Origin of the sequence: Solicola agrisoli, from assembly GCF_049059935.1 — a bacterium.
In the GTDB taxonomy this organism is placed as follows: Bacteria; Actinomycetota; Actinomycetes; order Propionibacteriales; family Nocardioidaceae; genus JAURVT01.
In genome coordinates, this window is record NZ_JBMGQR010000084.1 from 1 (window position 1) to 16,783 (window position 16,783).

Annotated in this window: 17 protein-coding genes; 10 read left to right on the forward strand and 7 right to left on the reverse strand. The window is 73.8% G+C overall.

The window, feature by feature from the left end; all coding sequences use genetic code 11:
* The first annotated feature begins 246 nt into the window (after positions 1–246).
* Both ACI6PP_RS20100 and codB read left to right on the forward strand, forming a co-directional pair.
* The gene (locus tag ACI6PP_RS20100; RefSeq protein ID WP_421113428.1) at positions 247–726 is read left to right on the forward strand and encodes a nucleoside deaminase; all 480 of its coding nucleotides are present in this window, start codon (positions 247–249) and stop codon (positions 724–726) included.
* Positions 723–2,030 (forward strand): cytosine permease, encoded by a 1,308-nt coding sequence (codB, locus tag ACI6PP_RS20105; RefSeq protein ID WP_421113429.1) that lies wholly within the window; start codon positions 723–725, stop codon positions 2,028–2,030. The genes ACI6PP_RS20100 and codB overlap by 4 nt, the downstream gene beginning before the upstream one ends.
* A 100-nt stretch (positions 2,031–2,130) precedes the next feature.
* On the opposite strand, the gene ACI6PP_RS20110 is transcribed toward codB, so the two are convergent.
* The 5 genes from ACI6PP_RS20110 to ACI6PP_RS20130 form a co-directional block, all read right to left on the reverse strand.
* Complete coding sequence (locus tag ACI6PP_RS20110) at positions 2,131–2,571, reverse strand: HNH endonuclease (protein WP_421113431.1); 441 nt, start codon at positions 2,569–2,571, stop codon at positions 2,131–2,133.
* A gap of 104 nt (positions 2,572–2,675) precedes the next feature.
* The gene (locus ACI6PP_RS20115) at positions 2,676–3,890 is read right to left on the reverse strand and encodes an RtcB family protein (protein WP_421113432.1); all 1,215 of its coding nucleotides are present in this window, start codon (positions 3,888–3,890) and stop codon (positions 2,676–2,678) included.
* Positions 3,891–4,205: 315 nt separating this feature from the next.
* Positions 4,206–4,748, reverse strand: coding sequence for a YbhB/YbcL family Raf kinase inhibitor-like protein (locus ACI6PP_RS20120; protein ID WP_421113433.1), 543 nt, complete (start codon positions 4,746–4,748; stop codon positions 4,206–4,208).
* Between the two features lie 64 nt (positions 4,749–4,812).
* Entirely contained in the window at positions 4,813–5,664 is an 852-nt protein-coding gene (locus ACI6PP_RS20125) for an SCO6745 family protein (RefSeq protein WP_421113434.1), read from the reverse strand.
* Positions 5,665–5,701: 37 nt separating this feature from the next.
* Complete coding sequence (locus tag ACI6PP_RS20130; protein ID WP_421113435.1) at positions 5,702–6,631, reverse strand: CE1 family esterase; 930 nt, start codon at positions 6,629–6,631, stop codon at positions 5,702–5,704.
* Between the two features lie 284 nt (positions 6,632–6,915).
* Here ACI6PP_RS20130 and ACI6PP_RS20135 point away from each other — a divergent pair, with 284 nt between their 5' ends.
* Genes ACI6PP_RS20135 through ACI6PP_RS20145 form a run of 3 tightly spaced genes read left to right on the forward strand, consistent with a single transcriptional unit; the run spans position 6,916 to position 10,291 of the window.
* Positions 6,916–8,526: a circularly permuted type 2 ATP-grasp protein gene (locus ACI6PP_RS20135; protein WP_476712946.1), complete on the forward strand. Its 1,611-nt coding sequence runs from the start codon at positions 6,916–6,918 to the stop codon at positions 8,524–8,526.
* Positions 8,520–9,452, forward strand: coding sequence for an alpha-E domain-containing protein (locus ACI6PP_RS20140; RefSeq protein WP_421113436.1), 933 nt, complete (start codon positions 8,520–8,522; stop codon positions 9,450–9,452). The genes ACI6PP_RS20135 and ACI6PP_RS20140 overlap by 7 nt, the downstream gene beginning before the upstream one ends.
* A 5-nt stretch (positions 9,453–9,457) precedes the next feature.
* Entirely contained in the window at positions 9,458–10,291 is an 834-nt protein-coding gene (locus ACI6PP_RS20145; protein ID WP_421113438.1) for a transglutaminase family protein, read from the forward strand.
* An 87-nt stretch (positions 10,292–10,378) separates the two neighbouring features.
* On the opposite strand, the gene ACI6PP_RS20150 is transcribed toward ACI6PP_RS20145, so the two are convergent.
* Complete coding sequence (locus tag ACI6PP_RS20150) at positions 10,379–10,927, reverse strand: MOSC domain-containing protein (protein ID WP_421113440.1); 549 nt, start codon at positions 10,925–10,927, stop codon at positions 10,379–10,381.
* Positions 10,924–11,877 carry a bile acid:sodium symporter family protein gene (locus ACI6PP_RS20155; RefSeq protein WP_421113442.1) on the reverse strand — a complete coding sequence of 318 codons (954 nt, stop codon included), beginning with the start codon at positions 11,875–11,877 and terminating at the stop codon, positions 10,924–10,926. The genes ACI6PP_RS20150 and ACI6PP_RS20155 overlap by 4 nt, the downstream gene beginning before the upstream one ends.
* Before the next feature lie 135 nt (positions 11,878–12,012).
* On the opposite strand from ACI6PP_RS20155, the gene ACI6PP_RS20160 reads away from it, so the two are divergent.
* From ACI6PP_RS20160 to ACI6PP_RS20180, 5 genes are all read left to right on the forward strand, one after another.
* On the forward strand, positions 12,013–12,594 hold the full coding sequence (locus tag ACI6PP_RS20160) for a hypothetical protein (RefSeq protein WP_421113443.1): 582 nt from the start codon (positions 12,013–12,015) through the stop codon (positions 12,592–12,594).
* Positions 12,595–12,671: 77 nt separating this feature from the next.
* The gene (locus ACI6PP_RS20165) at positions 12,672–13,202 is read left to right on the forward strand and encodes an rRNA adenine N-6-methyltransferase family protein (RefSeq protein ID WP_421113453.1); all 531 of its coding nucleotides are present in this window, start codon (positions 12,672–12,674) and stop codon (positions 13,200–13,202) included.
* A gap of 59 nt (positions 13,203–13,261) precedes the next feature.
* Positions 13,262–14,356: a class I SAM-dependent methyltransferase gene (locus ACI6PP_RS20170; RefSeq protein WP_421113445.1), complete on the forward strand. Its 1,095-nt coding sequence runs from the start codon at positions 13,262–13,264 to the stop codon at positions 14,354–14,356.
* A gap of 91 nt (positions 14,357–14,447) precedes the next feature.
* A complete protein-coding gene (locus ACI6PP_RS20175; protein ID WP_421113447.1) occupies positions 14,448–15,245 on the forward strand; it encodes an ABC transporter ATP-binding protein in 798 nt (265 codons plus the stop codon).
* Positions 15,245–16,783 (forward strand): ABC transporter permease (locus ACI6PP_RS20180; RefSeq protein ID WP_421113449.1); only part of this gene is annotated, 1,539 nt, incomplete at its 3' end. The genes ACI6PP_RS20175 and ACI6PP_RS20180, both read left to right, overlap by 1 nt.

Sequence of the window (16,783 nt, forward strand, 5' to 3'; positions counted from 1 at the left end):
ACCCACCGCACGCTGGTGGTGCGGGGCGACCCGTGCACCACCTCCACGCCCGCCCGTCGGAACGAGGGGGTCGCCAGCACCTCGGCCAGGGTGAACAGCATGGCCGCAGTCTGGGCACCCGGCGACAGGCTGTCAACGACATGACGGCGGTGGTGGGTCACTGTGTCCCTTGTCGTCAGCCCGTCGCCCCTGGTTCGGTGGCACCACGCCGGCCACCCGACCAGTCGCGACCACCCAGGAGCAGCCATGACCACGTCCTCGGCACCACCGGAGCAGGACCACGACCGCGTCTTCCTCGACCTCGCGCTCGAGCAGGCCAGGATCGGCTGGGACGAGGGCGGCGTCCCGATCGGCGCCGCGCTGGTGCACCGCGGCGAGGTGCTCGCCGTCGGTCGCAACCGCCGCGTCCAGCTCGGCTCCCCGATCCGTCACGGCGAGACCGACTGCATCGACAACGCGGGCCGCCTGCCCGCGTCGGTCTACCGGGCGAGCACGCTCTACACGACCCTGTCGCCGTGCTTCATGTGCGCGGGCACGGCGCTGCTGTACGACGTCCCGCGCATCGTCGTGGGCGAGAACCGCACGTTCGAGGCCTCCGAGACGCTGCTCCGCTCGCACGGCGTGCAGGTCGACGTGCTCGACGACCCGCAGTGCCGGGCGCTGATGCAGCAGATGATCGCCGAGCGTCCCGGCATCTGGTTCGAGGACATCGGGGAGGAGGGATGACCGCCGACCCGCGCACGTCCCCCGAGCTGGGCGCGGGCTCGCCCGTCGACCCGGACTACCCCGTCACCCCCGTGCCGCCGCACGCCCGCAAGTCGCTCGTCGCGCTGCTGTTCGTCCTGTGCGGGTTCACCGTCTTCACCCCGACGATGCTCGCCGGCGCGGCCCTCGCACCGAACTTCACCGTCGCCGGGCTGCTCGGCGTCATCGCCGCGGGGTCGCTCATCCTCGGCACCTACGTGGCCGTCATGGGCTGGGTCGGGTCGCGCACGCGTCTGACCACGGTCGTGATGGCGCGCTACGGGTTCGGCATGCGCGGCGCCAAGCTCGCGTCGCTGCTGCTCGGCGGCACCCAGATCGGCTGGTACGGCGTCACCATCGGGACGATCGGCGACCTCACCGCCGTCGCGACCGGCTGGGACTCCTTCGCCGCGCGCGCCACGATCATGGTCGTCACGAGCGCGCTGATGTGCGCCACGGCCTGCTACGGCTTCCGCGGCATGGCGCTGGCGTCGATGGTCTCGACCCCGCTCATCGTGGTGCTCGCGTTCTGGGTGCTCTCGCGCTCCCTGGACGAGGTGGGCGGCTGGTCGGGCTTCGCGGCGATCGAGCCGTCGGGGACCCTGGCGACGTCGGTCGCGATCACCACCGTCGTCGGCACCTTCATCTCCGCCGGCACCCAGGCGCCGAACTGGACGAGGTTCGCCCGCACCGGGACGCAGGCGGTCTGGGCGTGCGTCGCGGCGTTCGTCCTCGGCAACGGGCTGATGATCTTCTTCGGCGCGGTCGGGGCGCTGACGTTCCAGCAGGCCGACTTCGTCCTGGTGCTCTACAACCTCGGCCTGGTGGGCTGGGGCCTGGTGCTCCTGTTCGGCAACCTGTGGACGAGCAACGCCGACACCGCGTACGCGTTCGGGGTGGCGGGGGCCGAGCTGTTCGAGCGGCCCACCAAGACGCCGTTCGTCATCGGCGGCACGGTGATCGGCACCGTCCTCGCGCTGGCGGGCGTGCAGAACCACCTGATCACCTACCTCGGCCTGCTGGGCACGTTCATCCCGCCGCTGGGCGGCGTCATCATCGGCGACTTCCTCGCCCGCTGGCGCGGCGGCATCCCGACGCGCGACGCCTACACGCCGCCGCTCGTGCGGTGGGAGAACCTCGGCGTGTACGCCGTCGCCGGCTTCGCGGCCTGGGCCACCGGCGAGATCGGCTGGGGCATCCCGCCGCTCACCGGCGTCCTGCTGGCGGTCGTCCTCACCGTCGCGGTGGCCCGCCTGCGCCGTCAGCAGGACATGCTGCCCGTCTGACGTCCCTCCCGTCCGCGATCCGACGGGTTCGCGGGGTTCCCGGCGACGAGAACCCCGACAACCCATCGGATCGCGGACGGGGGCGTCGCGGCGGCGGGCGTCAGCGGAGCAGGAGGATGCCGCGGGGCGGGCCGGGGACGACGCGCAGGCGCATGCCGGCCTCGGCGGGCGTCCGGTCGGCCTTGCGGTGGTTGCACCGTACGCACGCCGCGACGGCGTTCTCCCAGGTGAGCAGGCCGCCGCGCGAGCGCGGGACGACGTGGTCGACGGTCTCGGCCTGCCCGCCGCAGTAGGCGCAGGCGCCGTCGCGGGCCTTGACCGCGGTCTTGGTGCAGATCGGGTTGCGCCGGTGCACCCACTTCATCACCACGTAGCGGACGAGCCGCAGCACCTTGGGCCGCGGGAAGTCGCCGAACATCTGCTCGGCGTGGGCCTCCTCGACGACGGCCACCTGCCGGACGAGCATCCGGATCGCGTGGCGCAGGGACACCCGCTGCAGGGGCTCGTAGCTCGCGTTGAGCACGAGAACGTGTGCGTCCATCGGCCTGTCCGTCTCTCTCGGCATGGTCAGCGTACCCGCGTCCGCCCCGCCGTCGCCTGCAACGACGGGGCGGACACGGGGTGTTCACCTGATCGACTCCCACCTCAGCCCTTGACGCACAGGACCTGCTTGAGGTGGGCGACGACCTCGACGAGGTCACGCTGGGCGGCGATCACCGCGTCGATGTCCTTGTAGGCCGCGGGGATCTCGTCGACGACGCCCGCGTCCTTGCGCGACTCCACGCCCCGCGTCTGCGCCACCAGGTCGTCGACGGTGAACCGCTTGCGGGCCTGGTTGCGCGACATCCGGCGGCCCGCCCCGTGGGACGCGGACCAGAAGGACGCCGGGTTGCCCAGCCCGCGCACGACGTACGACCCGGTGCCCATCGACCCCGGGATCAGGCCGAGGTCGCCGAGACCGGCGCGGATCGCGCCCTTGCGTGTCACGAGCATCTCCTCGCCGTCGATCGTCTCGGTGTCCACGTAGTTGTGGTGGCACGAGATCGGCTCGTCGAAGGCGACGTCCGCGCCGCGCGCGCCGAACCACGCCGCCACCTCCCGCGTGACCAGCCCGAGCATCACCGCACGCGAGCGCGCGGCGTAGTCCTGCGCCCAGGTGAGGTCGCGCCGGTAGGCGTCCATCTCCGGCGTGCCGGCGAGGAACACCGCGAGGTCGCGGTCGGGCAGGTCGGCGTTGTGCGGCAGGTCCCGCGCGATCGCCATGTGGCGCTGCGCGAGCTGGTTGCCGATGCCGCGCGAGCCCGAGTGCAGCATCACCCAGACGGCGCCGTCGTCGTCCAGGCAGATCTCGAGGAAGTGGTTGCCCCCGCCGAGCGAGCCCATCTGCGACACCGCCTTGGCCCGCATCGACTGCACGCCGTCGTGGAGCGAGGTGAACGTCGACCAGAACCCGTCCCACCCCGACCCGACGCCCAGACGCGCGACGTCGACCGGGTCGGCGTGACCGTGGAACCCCACCGGGATCGTGTCCTCGAGACGCCCGCGCAGGGGACCGAGGTCGTCCGGCAGGTCCTCGGCGCGCAGCGACGTGCGCACGCCCTCCATGCCGCACCCGATGTCGACGCCCACCGCCGCCGGCGACACGGCCCGGCGCATCGCGATCACCGACCCGACGGTCGCGCCCTTGCCGAGGTGCACGTCGGGCATGACGCGCAGCCCGTGCACCCACGGGGTGGACGCGATGTGGCGCAGCTGCTCGAGCGCGGCGGGCTCGATCTCGTCCTCGCGCGCCCACATCCAGGTGTCGGCGCGGGCTCCGGACAGGGGGACCGGGAACGTCCCGGTCGTGGTGGTCTCCATGGTTCCTTCTCGTGTCGGCGTGCCGGGACCCACGAGACGGCGAGAGCCGCCCCGGTGTCCCGGGACGGCTCTGGTGTGGACGTGCGTCGGCGCGTCAGAGGTCGCTCGGGTGCGTCAGGTGCTGGTCGCACCTGACCGACTCGTACAGACCTCTGCGCATCGACATGTCCTCACCGTAGGCGGGCCCCACCACGACCCGCCACACGTTTTTCCCACCCCGCGATCCGCCGATCCGCGGCTACCAGTCCGGCGATCCGCGTCGCGTGGACCGACGGATCGGCGCGCGGGGATCGGCGGATCGCTGGGTGGGTCGGGTCAGTGGCCGAAGGTGCCCACGAGGATCGCGCGGGCGAGGGTGTGCGACGAGAGGTTGAAGCCGAGGAACGCGGGGCTGGCGCCGTCGGGGAGGTCGAGCGACGGGACGTCGACAGCGTGCACGACGACGTAGTAGCGGTGGTCGCCGTGCCCGGGCGGCGGGGCGGCGCCGACGTAGCCAGCGAACCCGGCGTCGTTGGTGAGGGCCGTGGCGGGCGCGGGGAGGTCGAAGTCCGTGGCGCCGGCGCCGGCGGGCAGCTCGGTGACCGAGGCGGGCAGGTCGGTGACGGCCCAGTGCCAGAAGCCGCTCGCCGTGGGGGCGCAGGGGTCGTAGACCGTGACGGCGTAGCTCTGCGTGCCCTCGGGCGCGCCGGACCAGCTGAGCTGCGGGCTGCGGTCCTCGCCGCCGGGCACGCCCATCGCGCCCGAGCGCTGCGGCTCGGCGAGCTGCGCGCCGTCGGTGACGTCGTCGCTGGTGACGGTGAACGACGGCACCGGGGCCAGGAGCTCGTAGGGGTTCGGGAACTGGTCGGCGGCGCTCATGGCGTCCTCTCGTCGGGTGCACGGGTCGCGGCCCAGCCTGCCCGAGCCCCGGTGGCCCCGCACGTCAGCCGCGTGAGGAGATCCAGTCGGGCAGGACGCCGCTCGACAGCGCGGCGTCGCGCAGCGGGCGGCCGAGCTCGGCGACGCGACGGGTGCCGTCCAGGCCGAGGTGGGCCCAGCCCTCGAGGGCGAGGCGGTCGGTCTCGTCCTCCAGGCCCTGACGGAAGGTGCGGCCCTCGTCGGTGAGCGCGTCGCCGGCGACCAGGCCGCGCCCGGTCAGCCGGTCGACGGCGGCCGTCCACTCCTCGTCGGACCAGCCGCGCGTGGAGCGGACGAAGTCGGTGTTGCCCGAGAACAGCCCGCCGAGCACGAGCGACTCGACCGGGTCGAGGCCGGCGCGGAGCAGCAGCGCGACATGGCCGTCGCCGCGGTGCTCGCGGATCAAGGTGGCCGCGTGCCACAGGGCCAGGCGGGGGTCGTCGGGCCACTCGAGCCCGGCGTGCGCGGCGTGCAGCGGACGGCCGGGCGTGGTGAGCCCGGAGCAGACGGTGCGCGCGAGGTCGAGCAGCTCGGAGACGTCGGGCGTGCCGATCGCCTTGTCGAGCACCACCTGCATGCCGTCGCGGCGGGCCTGCTGCACCCGCGCGGGTGAGGCGACGTCCCACGACGCGGGCAGCGCCTTCTCGTGCAGCCAGGGCGCGAAGACGTAGAAGGTGGCGATCGGCACCTGCGGACCCACCGGCCCGAACGCCGCGGACCGTGCCGCGAAGTAGCTCAGCCGCGGGTGCAGGCCGAGCGCGACGTACGACTCGCGGACGTCGTCGGCGAAGTAGCCGAGCACGTGCAGCGACTCCAGCGCCCCCCACGCGCGTCGGGACCAGGTGAGCAGCTCGGCGTCGGCCGAAGGAGCAGGCATGCCCCGGACGATAGGTGCCCCTGCCGACGCGCGCCCGTCAGGACGTCCTGGCGGTGGTGACCTCGGGCCCGGCGTCGCGGGCGTCGGACGGGAGCCGCTGGGTGCGCAGGAAGCGCCACGCGACGACGGCCAGCGGCGTGCCGCCGAGCACCCGGGTGGTGGGCACGCGGTGCAGCCCGCCGTCGATCTTCACCAGCGACACCGGGTGGCCGGTGGTGCAGTCGGCCCACGTCACCTGACGCACGCCGCGCCCGAGGCGGACCTGGCGGGGCTGCCCCTCGCAGCCGTTGACGATCGCCTGGTTGCGGATCCACCGCGAGATGCGGGGCAGCCGCACGTCGCCGAACTCCGGGGGGAGGCGGCCACCGAGGTAGGGGATGACGCGGTCGCCGGTGCCGTGCAGCTCGAGCAGCGAGATCGGCTTGCCGACGCAGCCGGCCGCGCGGTCGTAGAAGGCGCCGGAGATCGCGACGACGGCGGCGATCCGGTCGGGCATCGCGCACGTGGCGGTCACGGCCATGCCACCACCGTTGGAGTGGCCGAGCGCGTAGACGCGGTCGCGGTCGACGCAGAAGCCGCGCTGGACGCGGTCGATCAGGGCCCGCGTCATCGCGACGTCGTCGACGCCGGGACGCGCCTGGGGGCCGATCTGCCAGTCGAGCCGGCCCACCTGGTTGACGACGCCCTCGGGGTAGGCGACGAGCACGGGCAGCCCGGACAGGCCGGTGTCGGCCTCGAGGAGCGCGCCGCTGCGGTGTCGTCCGTGGAACGCGACGAGCAGCGGCGTGGGCACGTCGGGCGAGTAGCTGGACGGCACGTGCAGGCGGAACGACCGCGGCTGCCCGTCGACGACGAGCGGCACCACGCTCGTCCGTCCGAGCGGCAGCGCCGCCGGCACCGAGCAGCCGCGGCTGACGTCGGTGGCCTCGGAGGCGGTGCGGGCGACGTCCTGCGCGAGCCGCGACACCGAGACGACGGGGTCGGGGGCGTCGGCCCGCGGGCGAGACCGGAGGACACGGCGTCGACGGCCAGCAGCACCAGGACCACGGCGACGGCCGCGAGCGCGGGGAGCCCGAGACGGCGTCTCGTCGTCTGCACCTGGCCTCCCCCGCCGCATCGTCCCGTGCGTCCGCGCGGGTCCCGCAGATCCTACGTCGGCCGGGGTCCCCCGACGGACGAATCGGACGAGCGGTGACGGGGGCCACGGGCGCCGGGTCGTGGAGTCGTCGGACGGCCCCTAGGGTGATGCGGGTGAGCCAGGCCCCCCGCGACGACCTCTTCGGTTCGTACCTCGACCAGCTCGACACCAGCACCTTCGACGAGATGTTCGCGGCCGAGGACGTCCGCGACAACTACTCCGCCGTGCACACGGCGTTCTCGGAGATGGACGCCACCGAGGTCCAGGCGCGGGCCGACTCCCTCGCCTCGTCCTACCTCGACCAGGGCGTCACGTTCGGCGTCGAGGGCGAGGAGCGTCCGTTCCCGCTCGACATCGTCCCGCGGCTGATCGAGGCCGACGCGTGGCGCACCGTCGACGTCGGCGTGCGGCAGCGCGTCAACGCGCTCGAGAAGTTCCTCGACGACGTCTACGGCGCCGGTGAGGTGTTCAACGACGGCGTCGTGCCGCGCCAGGTGGTCACCAGCTCCGAGCACTTCCACCGCGTCGTCGCCGGCATCACGCCGCCCAACGGCGTGCGCATCCACGTCTCGGGCATCGACCTGATCCGCGACGGCGACGGCGAGTTCCGCGTCCTCGAGGACAACGCGCGCGTGCCGTCCGGCGTCTCCTACGTGATGACGAACCGCCGCGCGATGTCGGCCGCCCTGCCCGAGGTGTTCGCCGACCACCGCATCCGGCCGGTCTCGTCGTACTCGCGCCAGCTGCTCGGCGCCCTGCGCGCCGCCGCCCCCGCGGGCGTCGCCGACCCGACGGTCGTCGTGCTCACCCCCGGCGTCTACAACTCCGCCTACTTCGAGCACGCCCTGCTCGCGCGCACCATGGGCATCGAGCTGGTCGAGGGACGCGACCTCGTCTGCCGCGGCGGCCGGGTGCACATGCGCACCACCCGCGGCCTGGAGCCGGTGCACGTCATCTACCGCCGCCTCGACGACGACTTCCTCGACCCGGTGCACTTCCGCGCCGACTCGATGCTCGGCGTCCCCGGCCTGATCAACGCCGCGCGCGCCGGCAACGTCTCGATCGCCAACGCGGTCGGCAACGGCGTCGCCGACGACAAGCTGCTCTACACCTACGTGCCCGACCTGATCCGGTACTACCTCTCGGAGGAGCCGGTGCTGAAGAACGTCGACACGTGGCGGATGGCCGAGCCCGAGGCCCGCGAGGAGGTGCTCGACCGCCTCGACGAGCTGGTGCTCAAGCCGGTCGACGGCTCGGGCGGCAAGGGCATCGTCATCGGCCCGGCCGCGACGCAGGGCGAGCTCGACACCCTGCGCGCCGCGATCCTGCGCGACCCGCGTGCCTGGATCGCCCAGCCCGTCATCTCGCTGTCGACGGTGCCCACCCTGGTCGAGGACGGGATCCGTCCGCGCCACGTCGACCTGCGGCCGTTCGCGGTCAACGACGGCGAGCGCGTGTGGGTGCTCCCCGGCGGCCTGACGCGCGTCGCGCTCCCCGAGGGCGAGCTGATCGTCAACTCCAGCCGCGGCGGCGGGTCCAAGGACACCTGGGTGATGGCCGACCCGGCCGAGGCCGCCGCGCCGGAGGAGCCCGAGCTGGGCCACCACGGGGTGGTCGAGGGCCTGCCGCCCGACCACGGCCCCGCGCACGACTCCGTCGAGGAGCCCGCCGAGCAGCAGCAACAGCAGCAGCAGAGCACCACCGAGGAGGACGCGACGTGCTGAGCCGCATCGCCGAGTCGCTGTTCTGGATCGGTCGCTACGTCGAGCGTGCCGACGACACGTCGCGCATCCTCGACGTCCAGACCCAGCTGCTGGTCGAGGACCCGGGCATCGACGAGACCGCGTCGTGCACGCAGCTGCTGTCGGTCATGGGAGTCGAGGACTACGAGGGCACGGCCAACCGTCGCGCGATCATGCGCGTGCTGGCCACCGACCCCGACTCCCCCACGTCGATGGTCGCCTCGCTCGCCGCGGCCCGCGAGAGCGCCCGCCGCGCCCGCGAGACCCTCTCGACCGACATGTGGGAGGCCATCAACACCACGTGGCGGGCGATCGGCAGCGGACGCGTGCGCACCATGCGTCCGCCCGCGTTGTTCGCCTGGGTGCGCGAGCGCTCGTCGGTCATCGCGGGCATCGCCGACTCCACGATGAGCCGCGACGAGGGCTGGCAGTTCCTGATCCTCGGCCGCAGCATCGAGCGGGTCGACATGACGGCCCGCCTGCTGTCCACCGCGGCGCTGTCGGACGGCCCCAAGGTCGCCTGGCCCACCACGCTGCGCGCCGCCGGCGCCTACGAGGCGTTCCTGCGCACGTACCGCGGGCTCGAGGCCGACCGCGACGCCGCCGAGTTCCTGCTCCTCGACCGGCTGTTCCCGCGGTCGGTGGTCTACGCGCTGACGCGGGCCGAGCGCAGCCTGGAGAACCTCGCGAGCAACGGCGGCAGCCGCGCCGGCTTCGACGACGAGTCGCTGCGACTGCTGGGCCGAGCGCGCGCCGAGCTGGAGTACCGCCCGCTCGCCGACGTCGTGTTCGACCTGCCGGTGGAGATGGAGCGCCTGCAGCGCAGCTGCTCCAACGCCACCGACGCGATCACGCACCGGTACTTCTCCACCGAGACACCCATGAGCTGGCTGGGAGGCGCGCGCTGATGCAGATGAGAATCGCCCACCGCACCGGGTTCACCTACGTCGACGGCGTCAACGCGTCCTACAACGAGGCGCGGATGACGCCGCTGACGCTGCCCGAGCAGTACGTGCTGCACAGCCGTCTCGACGTCACCCCGAACCCGTGGACCTACACCTACAGCGACTACTGGGGCACCCAGGTCACCGCGTTCGAGGTGCACGAGCTGCACCAGGACCTCACGGTCACCTCGACGTCCACCGTCGACGTCGGGCGCCGTCCGGTCGAGCCGGCGGGCCTGTCGTGGGCCGACCTGCGCGACCCGGTGCTCGTCGACCGCCACGTCGAGATGCTCGACCTCGGGCCGCGGGTCGTCCCGCCGGACTCGCTGGCGGCCAGGACCCGCGAGATCGCCGCGGCCGCGGGGAGCCCGAGCGTGTTCGCGCGCGACCTGTGCGGGTTCGTGCACTCCGAGATCACCTACGTCACCGGCGCGACGCTCGTCGAGACCACCGCGGCCGACGCGTGGGAGTCGCGCACCGGCGTCTGCCAGGACATCGCGCACCTGGTGCTCGGCGGCCTGCGCGCCGCCGGCGTCCCGGCGCGGTACGTGTCGGGCTACCTGCACCCGCGCGAGGACCCCGAGGTCGGCGAGACCGTGGCGGGCGAGTCGCACGCGTGGATCGAGTGGTTCGACGGCGACTGGGTGGGCTTCGACCCCACCAACGACGTCGTCCCCGGCGACCGCCACGTCGTGGTCGGCCGCGGCCGGTCCTACGACGACATCGCCCCCCTCCGCGGCATCTTCTCCGGCTCGGTGACCTCGGACATGGCGGCCGAGGTGCAGGTCACCCGCCTGACCTGAGGCGTCGACCGTTCACCAGGTGCTCCTGGTGAACGGTCGCGGACCACGGCAAGGTCGCCGTGGTCCGCGACCGTTCGCCGTGGTTCGTCAGAGCGGGAGCGTCGCGAGGTCGACGCGCGTGCGCAGGACGGCGGGCCCCAGGCGCAGGACCCCGTCGCTCAGCGGCTCGCACCGGACGCCGCCGTGCCCGCGCAGCGCCCGGTGGCCGCCGGGGCCGAGGGCCTGGTCCATCCAGCCGCACGGACGCGCCGGGCGTCGGACGGCCAGCCGCACCTCGCCCTCGCCGCAGTCGAGCACGACCTCGCTGCCCACGAGCCGGTCGACCTCGATCCCGCGCAGCACCACGTTGCGCCGCGTCACCAGCGGGTCGACGGGCCCGACGACGCCGATGCGCCGCGCCGCCGAGACCACCGCCGCCTCGTCGACCAGCGTGACGGCGGCGTGCGCGTGGGCGCGGCGTCCGAAGTACCGGTCGCCCACGATGCCGAGCCCCGCCCGCACCTCGACGCGCTCGCGCACCTCGCCGTCCTCGGCGGGCGCGGGGCCGTCGGACGGGCGTCCCTCGTAGCGGTGGCGCCTCGACGCGAGCAGCCCGACGACCTCGACGTCGTAGGCCAGCTCCTCGACCTGCGTCACGCGTCGACGCGCTCGGCCGGGACGGACGGGTGCCGCGACCACCAGCCGGCGAGCAGCGAGCCCGACACGTTGTGCCAGACCGAGAAGATCGCGGCGGGCAGCGCCGCGGCCGGACCGAACTGCCCGGCGGCCAGGCCTGCCGCCAGGCCGGAGTTCTGCATGCCGACCTCCATGCTGACCGCCCGCCGCGCCGGCTCGTCGAGACCCGCCGCGCGGGCCGCCCCGTAGCCGAGGCCGAAGCCGAGCACGTTGTGCAGCACCACCACGACGACGACGGTGAAGCCGCTGGTGAGCAGCGTGCTCGCGCTGCCGGCGACGACCGCCAGCACCACCAGCGTGATCCCGGTGACCGACACCAGGGGCAGGACCCCGACGGCGCGGTCGACGGCCCGCGGCGCGAACCGTCGCAGCAGCACGCCGAGCGCGACGGGCACCAGCACGATCTGCAGGATCGACACGAACAGCCCGCCGGTGTCGACGGGCAGGAACCGGCCGGCCAGGCCCAGCACCAGCAGCGGGGTGAGGATCGGCGCGAGCACCGTCGAGAAGGTCGCGATCGAGACGGCCAGCGCGGTGTCGCCCCGGGCCAGGAACACCATCACGTTGGAGGCGGTGCCGCTCGGTGCCGCCCCGACCAGCACGACGCCCGCCGCGAGCGCGGGCGGCAGCTGGAACGCCAGCGCCAGGCCGAGCCCGAGCAGCGGCATGATCGCGTAGTGGGCCACCACGCCGATGACGAGCGCGACGGGCCGCCTGACCACGAACACGAAGTCCTCGGTGCGCAGCGTCATGCCCATGCCGAGCATGATCAGCGCGAGCAGCCAGGGCACGGCGGGCTCGAGGGCGGTGAACGGGGTCGGTGCCGCGACGGCCACCGCCCCCGCGGCGACGACGACCACCGGGAACCACGTCCCGGTCCTCTGGCTGACGGTCTCCAGCCGGCTGCTCACGTGCGCTCACTCCTGACGACGGGGGTCGTTGCCTGTCTCAACCTCCCTCGTTCCTACCCGGCGCCGCCCACGTCCGCACGGCCGGGGGTCGCCCTCGGCGCACCGGTGACCCCCGTCCGGGCGAGACTGGACCCCGTGCGCGACGGGCGAGGGGGTGTGGGTCGACGCCGCGGGGTCGCGGCCGTGGCGGGTGCGGTGCTGGCGCTGGTCCTCGCGGCCTGCTCGTCCTCGGTGGACCTGGGCGAGGACTGGTCGCAGCAGGACCCGGACCAGCAGCCCTTCGAGTCGCGCTTCATCTCCGACGAGGCCCGCCCGGTGGACGTGCCGACCGCCGACCAGAGCGTGGCGGTGCCGTCCATCGGCGTCGACGTCACCTCGGTCGCCTTCATCGACGAGCTGACGACCAAGACGGCACTGCTGGCCGGGCTGAACCCGGGCGGGGGCGCCGACCTCGAGACGGGCAGACCGCCGGACGGCTGGGAGATCGTGCTGGTGGAGTTCCGCGGCGCGGTGGCCGAGACCGACGACCAGACGGTGAGGGCCGCACTGGTGCCGGGATCGAGGTCGGTCGACCTGATCCTCTTCACGCCCGGCCGGAACGCGGGATCGAGGTCGGTGGTCGCGGCGACCGTCCGACGCGGCGACCCGGTGGAGCTCCAGGTCACCAACGGCACCCGGACCGCACGGTTCGACGTCCGCGCCGCTGCCGAGCGGTGACCGGAAAACCCGTCGACGCCGCCCCGGAGGCGCCCCTACCGTCACGGTCATGACGATGGTGATGGTCCGCCGTGCCCGTGCGACAGGGACGCGGGCAGCCGCGCCGGTGGGGATGGCACCCGCTCCGGCCTGACTGGGCCGCACGCGTCGTCGCGGCGTCGCCGGTCCGGCCGGGCGACCTGGTGCTCGACCTCGGGGCCGGGGACGGCGCCCTGACCGCGCCGCTCGTCGCCGCGGGCGCGCGGGTGCTGGCCGTCGAGCTGCACCCTCGACGCGTCGCCGCGCTGCGCGAGAGGTTCGCGTCCGACGACGTGCGCGTGCTCGCCGTCGACCTCGCCGACCTCCGCCTCCCGCGCCGTCCGTTCCGCGTCGTCGCCAACCCGCCGCACGCGCTGGCCACGTCGCTGGTGCGCGCGCTGCTCGGGTCGGACCTGCTGCGCAGCGCCGACCTCGTCCTGCCACGCCCCGTCGTCGCGCAGCTGGCGGCCCGTCCCCCGCGGGCGCGGCACGCCCGTCGCGTCCGGCTCGAGCCCGGCCTCGCCGTCCCGCGCCACGCGTTCACCCCGCCCCCGGCCCGTGACGCGCGGGTGCTCAGGATCGTCCGTTGAGACGACGACCGCCGCGTCCGGTGGTGCCACGGTGGACAGGAGGGACAGGGAGACCGGACATGACCACGTCACGACACCAGATCGAGCCCGCCGACGTGAGCGCGGACGTCTACGCCGAGCGGCTGCTCGCCTCCGCGCTCGGTGCCTACGAGGTGCTGGGCGCCTACGTCGGCGACCGTGCCGGGTGGTGGCGGGCGCTCGCGGACGGGCCCGCGACCGCGGCCGAGGTCGCACGACGCAGCGGGACCGACGAGCGGTACGTCCGCGAGTGGCTCGAGATGCAGGCCGCGTACGGCGTGCTGTCGACCGACGACCTCGCGCCCGTCGACGAGCGCGTCTACATGCTGCCGCCGGGCCCGCGGGAGGTGCTCACCGACGAGCGGAGCCTCGCCTTCCTCGGGGGCCTGCCGCGCCTGGTCGCCGCCGCGGCCAAGCAGCTCCCGGCCCTGCTCGAGGCGTACCGCACCGGCACCGGTGTCGGCTGGGCCGAGTTCGGCGACGACGCCTACCAGGCGCAGGCGCAGCTGAACCGTCCCTGGTTCGAGCACCGGCTCGCCGACGCGCTCGGCTCCCTGCCCGAGGTAGACGCGGTACTCGCCCGCCCCGGCGCGGTGGTCGCCGACGTCGGCTGCGGTGCCGGCCACTCCACCGCCGCGCTCGCCCGCGCCTACCCGTCCGCACGGGTGGAGGGGTGGGACGTCGACGCCGCCACCGTCGAGCTGGCGCGGCGGACCGTCGCGGAGGCGGGCCTGGAGGACCGCGTCGAGATTTGTCCCGCCTCGGCCGAGGACCTCGGTGCCGCCGACCGTCTCGACGCCGCGTTCGCCTTCGAGTGCGTGCACGACCTCCCGCGCCCGGTCGAGGTGCTGGCCGCGGTCCGTCGTGCCGTGCGCCCCGACGGCGTGGTGGTGGTCATGGACGAGGCCGTCGCCGACCGGTTCACCGCGCCCGCCGACGAGGTCGACCGCCTGATGTACGGCTTCAGCCTGTTCACGTGCCTGCCCGACGGCCGGTCGTCGTCCCCGTCGGTCGCGACGGGCACGGTGATGCGTCCGGCCACGCTCGCCGCGTACGCCCGCGACGCCGGGTTCGACTCCTGCGACGTGCTGCCCGTGGCCGACTTCTCGCTGTTCCGCTTCTACCGGCTGGCCTGAGGGTCCGGCCAGGGTGCGACCAGGGACGCTCCGGAGCACCGGTGTCCCCGGCTGGCACTAGCGTGACGATCACCGTCCGAGGGGGAGACCGATGACGCACCTGGCCGCCGAGAGCCCGTCCACCCGCACCGTCGCGGCCCGCGCCGTCGACCTGCGCAAGTCCTACGGCAAGGGCGACGCCGCGGTCGACGCGCTCGCCGGCGTCAGCCTCGACCTCTACGCCCGGGAGTTCACCGCGGTGATGGGGCCGTCGGGCTCCGGCAAGTCCACCCTGATGCACTGCCTGGCGGCGCTCGACTCGCCCACGTCCGGGTCGGTCGTCATCGGCGACGTCGACCTCGCGACGCTCAAGGACAAGGCCCTGACGCTGCTGCGCCGCGACCGCATCGGGTTCGTGTTCCAGTCGTTCAACCTGGTGCCCACGCTCACCGCGCAGGAGAACATCCTGCTGCCGCTGTCCATCGCCGGCCGCCGGCCCGACGCCGGCTGGTTCGACACGGTCGTCGACACCGTCGGCCTGCGCGACCGGCTGACGCACCGTCCCAGCGAGATGTCAGGCGGCCAGCAGCAGCGCGTCGCGTGCGCCCGCGCGCTGGTCAGCCGTCCGTCGGTGGTGTTCGCCGACGAGCCCACGGGCAACCTCGACTCCACCTCCGGCGCCGAGGTGCTGGGCTTCCTGCAGCGCAGCGTCCGCGACTTCGACCAGACCGTCGTCATGGTCACGCACGACCCCGTCGCCGCGTCCTACACCGACCGGGTGGTGTTCCTGGCCGACGGCGAGGTCGTCGACGAGCTGCGCGAGCCCACCGCCGAGACCGTGCTCGAGAAGATGGCCGCGATCCAGATCCGCAGCGGCCACGCGGCCGGCGACGCGACCCGGGAGCCCTGATGCGCCGCGTCACCTGGGCCAACCTGCTGGCGCGCAAGGTGCGGCTGCTCCTGTCGGCCACCGCGATCGTCCTCGGCGTCGCGTTCGTGGCCGGGTCGTTCGTCTTCACCGACACGATCAGCAAGAGCTTCGACTCGATCGTCGAGGGCACGATCCCCGACCTCACCGTGAGGCTCGACGGCGCGCAGGACGGCGGCAACCTCGTCGCCGACGACCGGACCATCCCCGCGTCCCTGGTGCAGCGGCTCGCGTCGCTGCCCGACGTCGCCCGCGCCGACGGCAACGTCGAGGGGCAGGGCCTGTTCGTGCTCGACCCCGACGGCAAGCTGATCGGCGGTCAGGGCGCCCCCACGCTGGCCTTCAACTACAACGACGCCCCGTCCACCACGGGCGAGCCGACCGTCACGATCGGACGCGGACGCGAGCCGGCCGGTGCCGACGAGGTGGTGCTCGACGCCCGCACGGTCGAGAGCTCCGGGTTCCGGCTCGGCGACACCGTCGAGATGGTCACCGCGGGGAGCACGCCGCGCATCTCCGCGACGCTGGTCGGCGTCGCCGACTTCGCCGGAGGCGGCCTGGCCGGCGCGACGCTCGTCCTGTTCGACACCGCCACCGCGCAGCAGATCTTCCTCGGCGGCGCCGACGCCTACGACTCGATCGCCGTGACGGGTCGCGACGGCGTCACCCAGAAGCAGCTCGCCGCGGAGGTCCGTCCCGAGCTCGCCGACGACCTCCAAGCGGTGACGGGCGCCGAGCTCGCCGACGAGACGCAGTCGTTCATCGACACCGCGCTGGGGTTCCTCGGCACCTTCCTGCTGATCTTCGCCGGCATCGCGCTGGTGGTCGGCACCTTCCTGATCGTCAACACCTTCTCGATCCTGGTCGCCCAGCGCAGCCGCGAGCTCGCGCTGCTGAGGGCGATGGGGGCGTCGCGCCGCCAGGTGGTGGGCTCGGTGCTCGTCGAGGCCTTCGTCGTCGGACTCATCGGCTCGACGGTGGGCCTGCTGCTCGGCTTCGGGCTCGCGGCGCTGCTCCGCGTGATCTTCGGGCAGTTCGGGCTCGACCTGTCAGGCACCGCGCTGGTGTTCGAGCCGCGAACGGCCGTGGTGGCCTACGCCGTCGGCATCCTGGTGACGATGGTCGCCGCCGTCGTCCCCGCCCGGCGCGCCAGCCGCGTGCCGCCCGTCGCCGCGATGCGCGACGACGTCGCCATGCCCGAGTCGTCCATCCGTCTGCGGATGGTGTTCGCGGTGGTCCTCGCGCTCGCCGGCGCGGGCCTGATGGCGTTGGGCCTCGCGGGCTCGGGCAGCAGCGGCGCGACGCTCGTCGGCCTGGGCATCCTCGGCGTCCTGCTTGCCGCCGCGCTCGGCGCGCCGGTGATCGGTCGACCCGTCGTCTCGGCGCTCGGGGTGGTGTTCCGACGGTCCGCCGGCACCGTCGGCGTCCTGGCCACCCAGAACGCCCAGCGCAACCCGCGCCGCACCGCGGCCACGGCGTCGGCGCTGATGATCGGACTGGCGCTCGTCACGACGATGTCG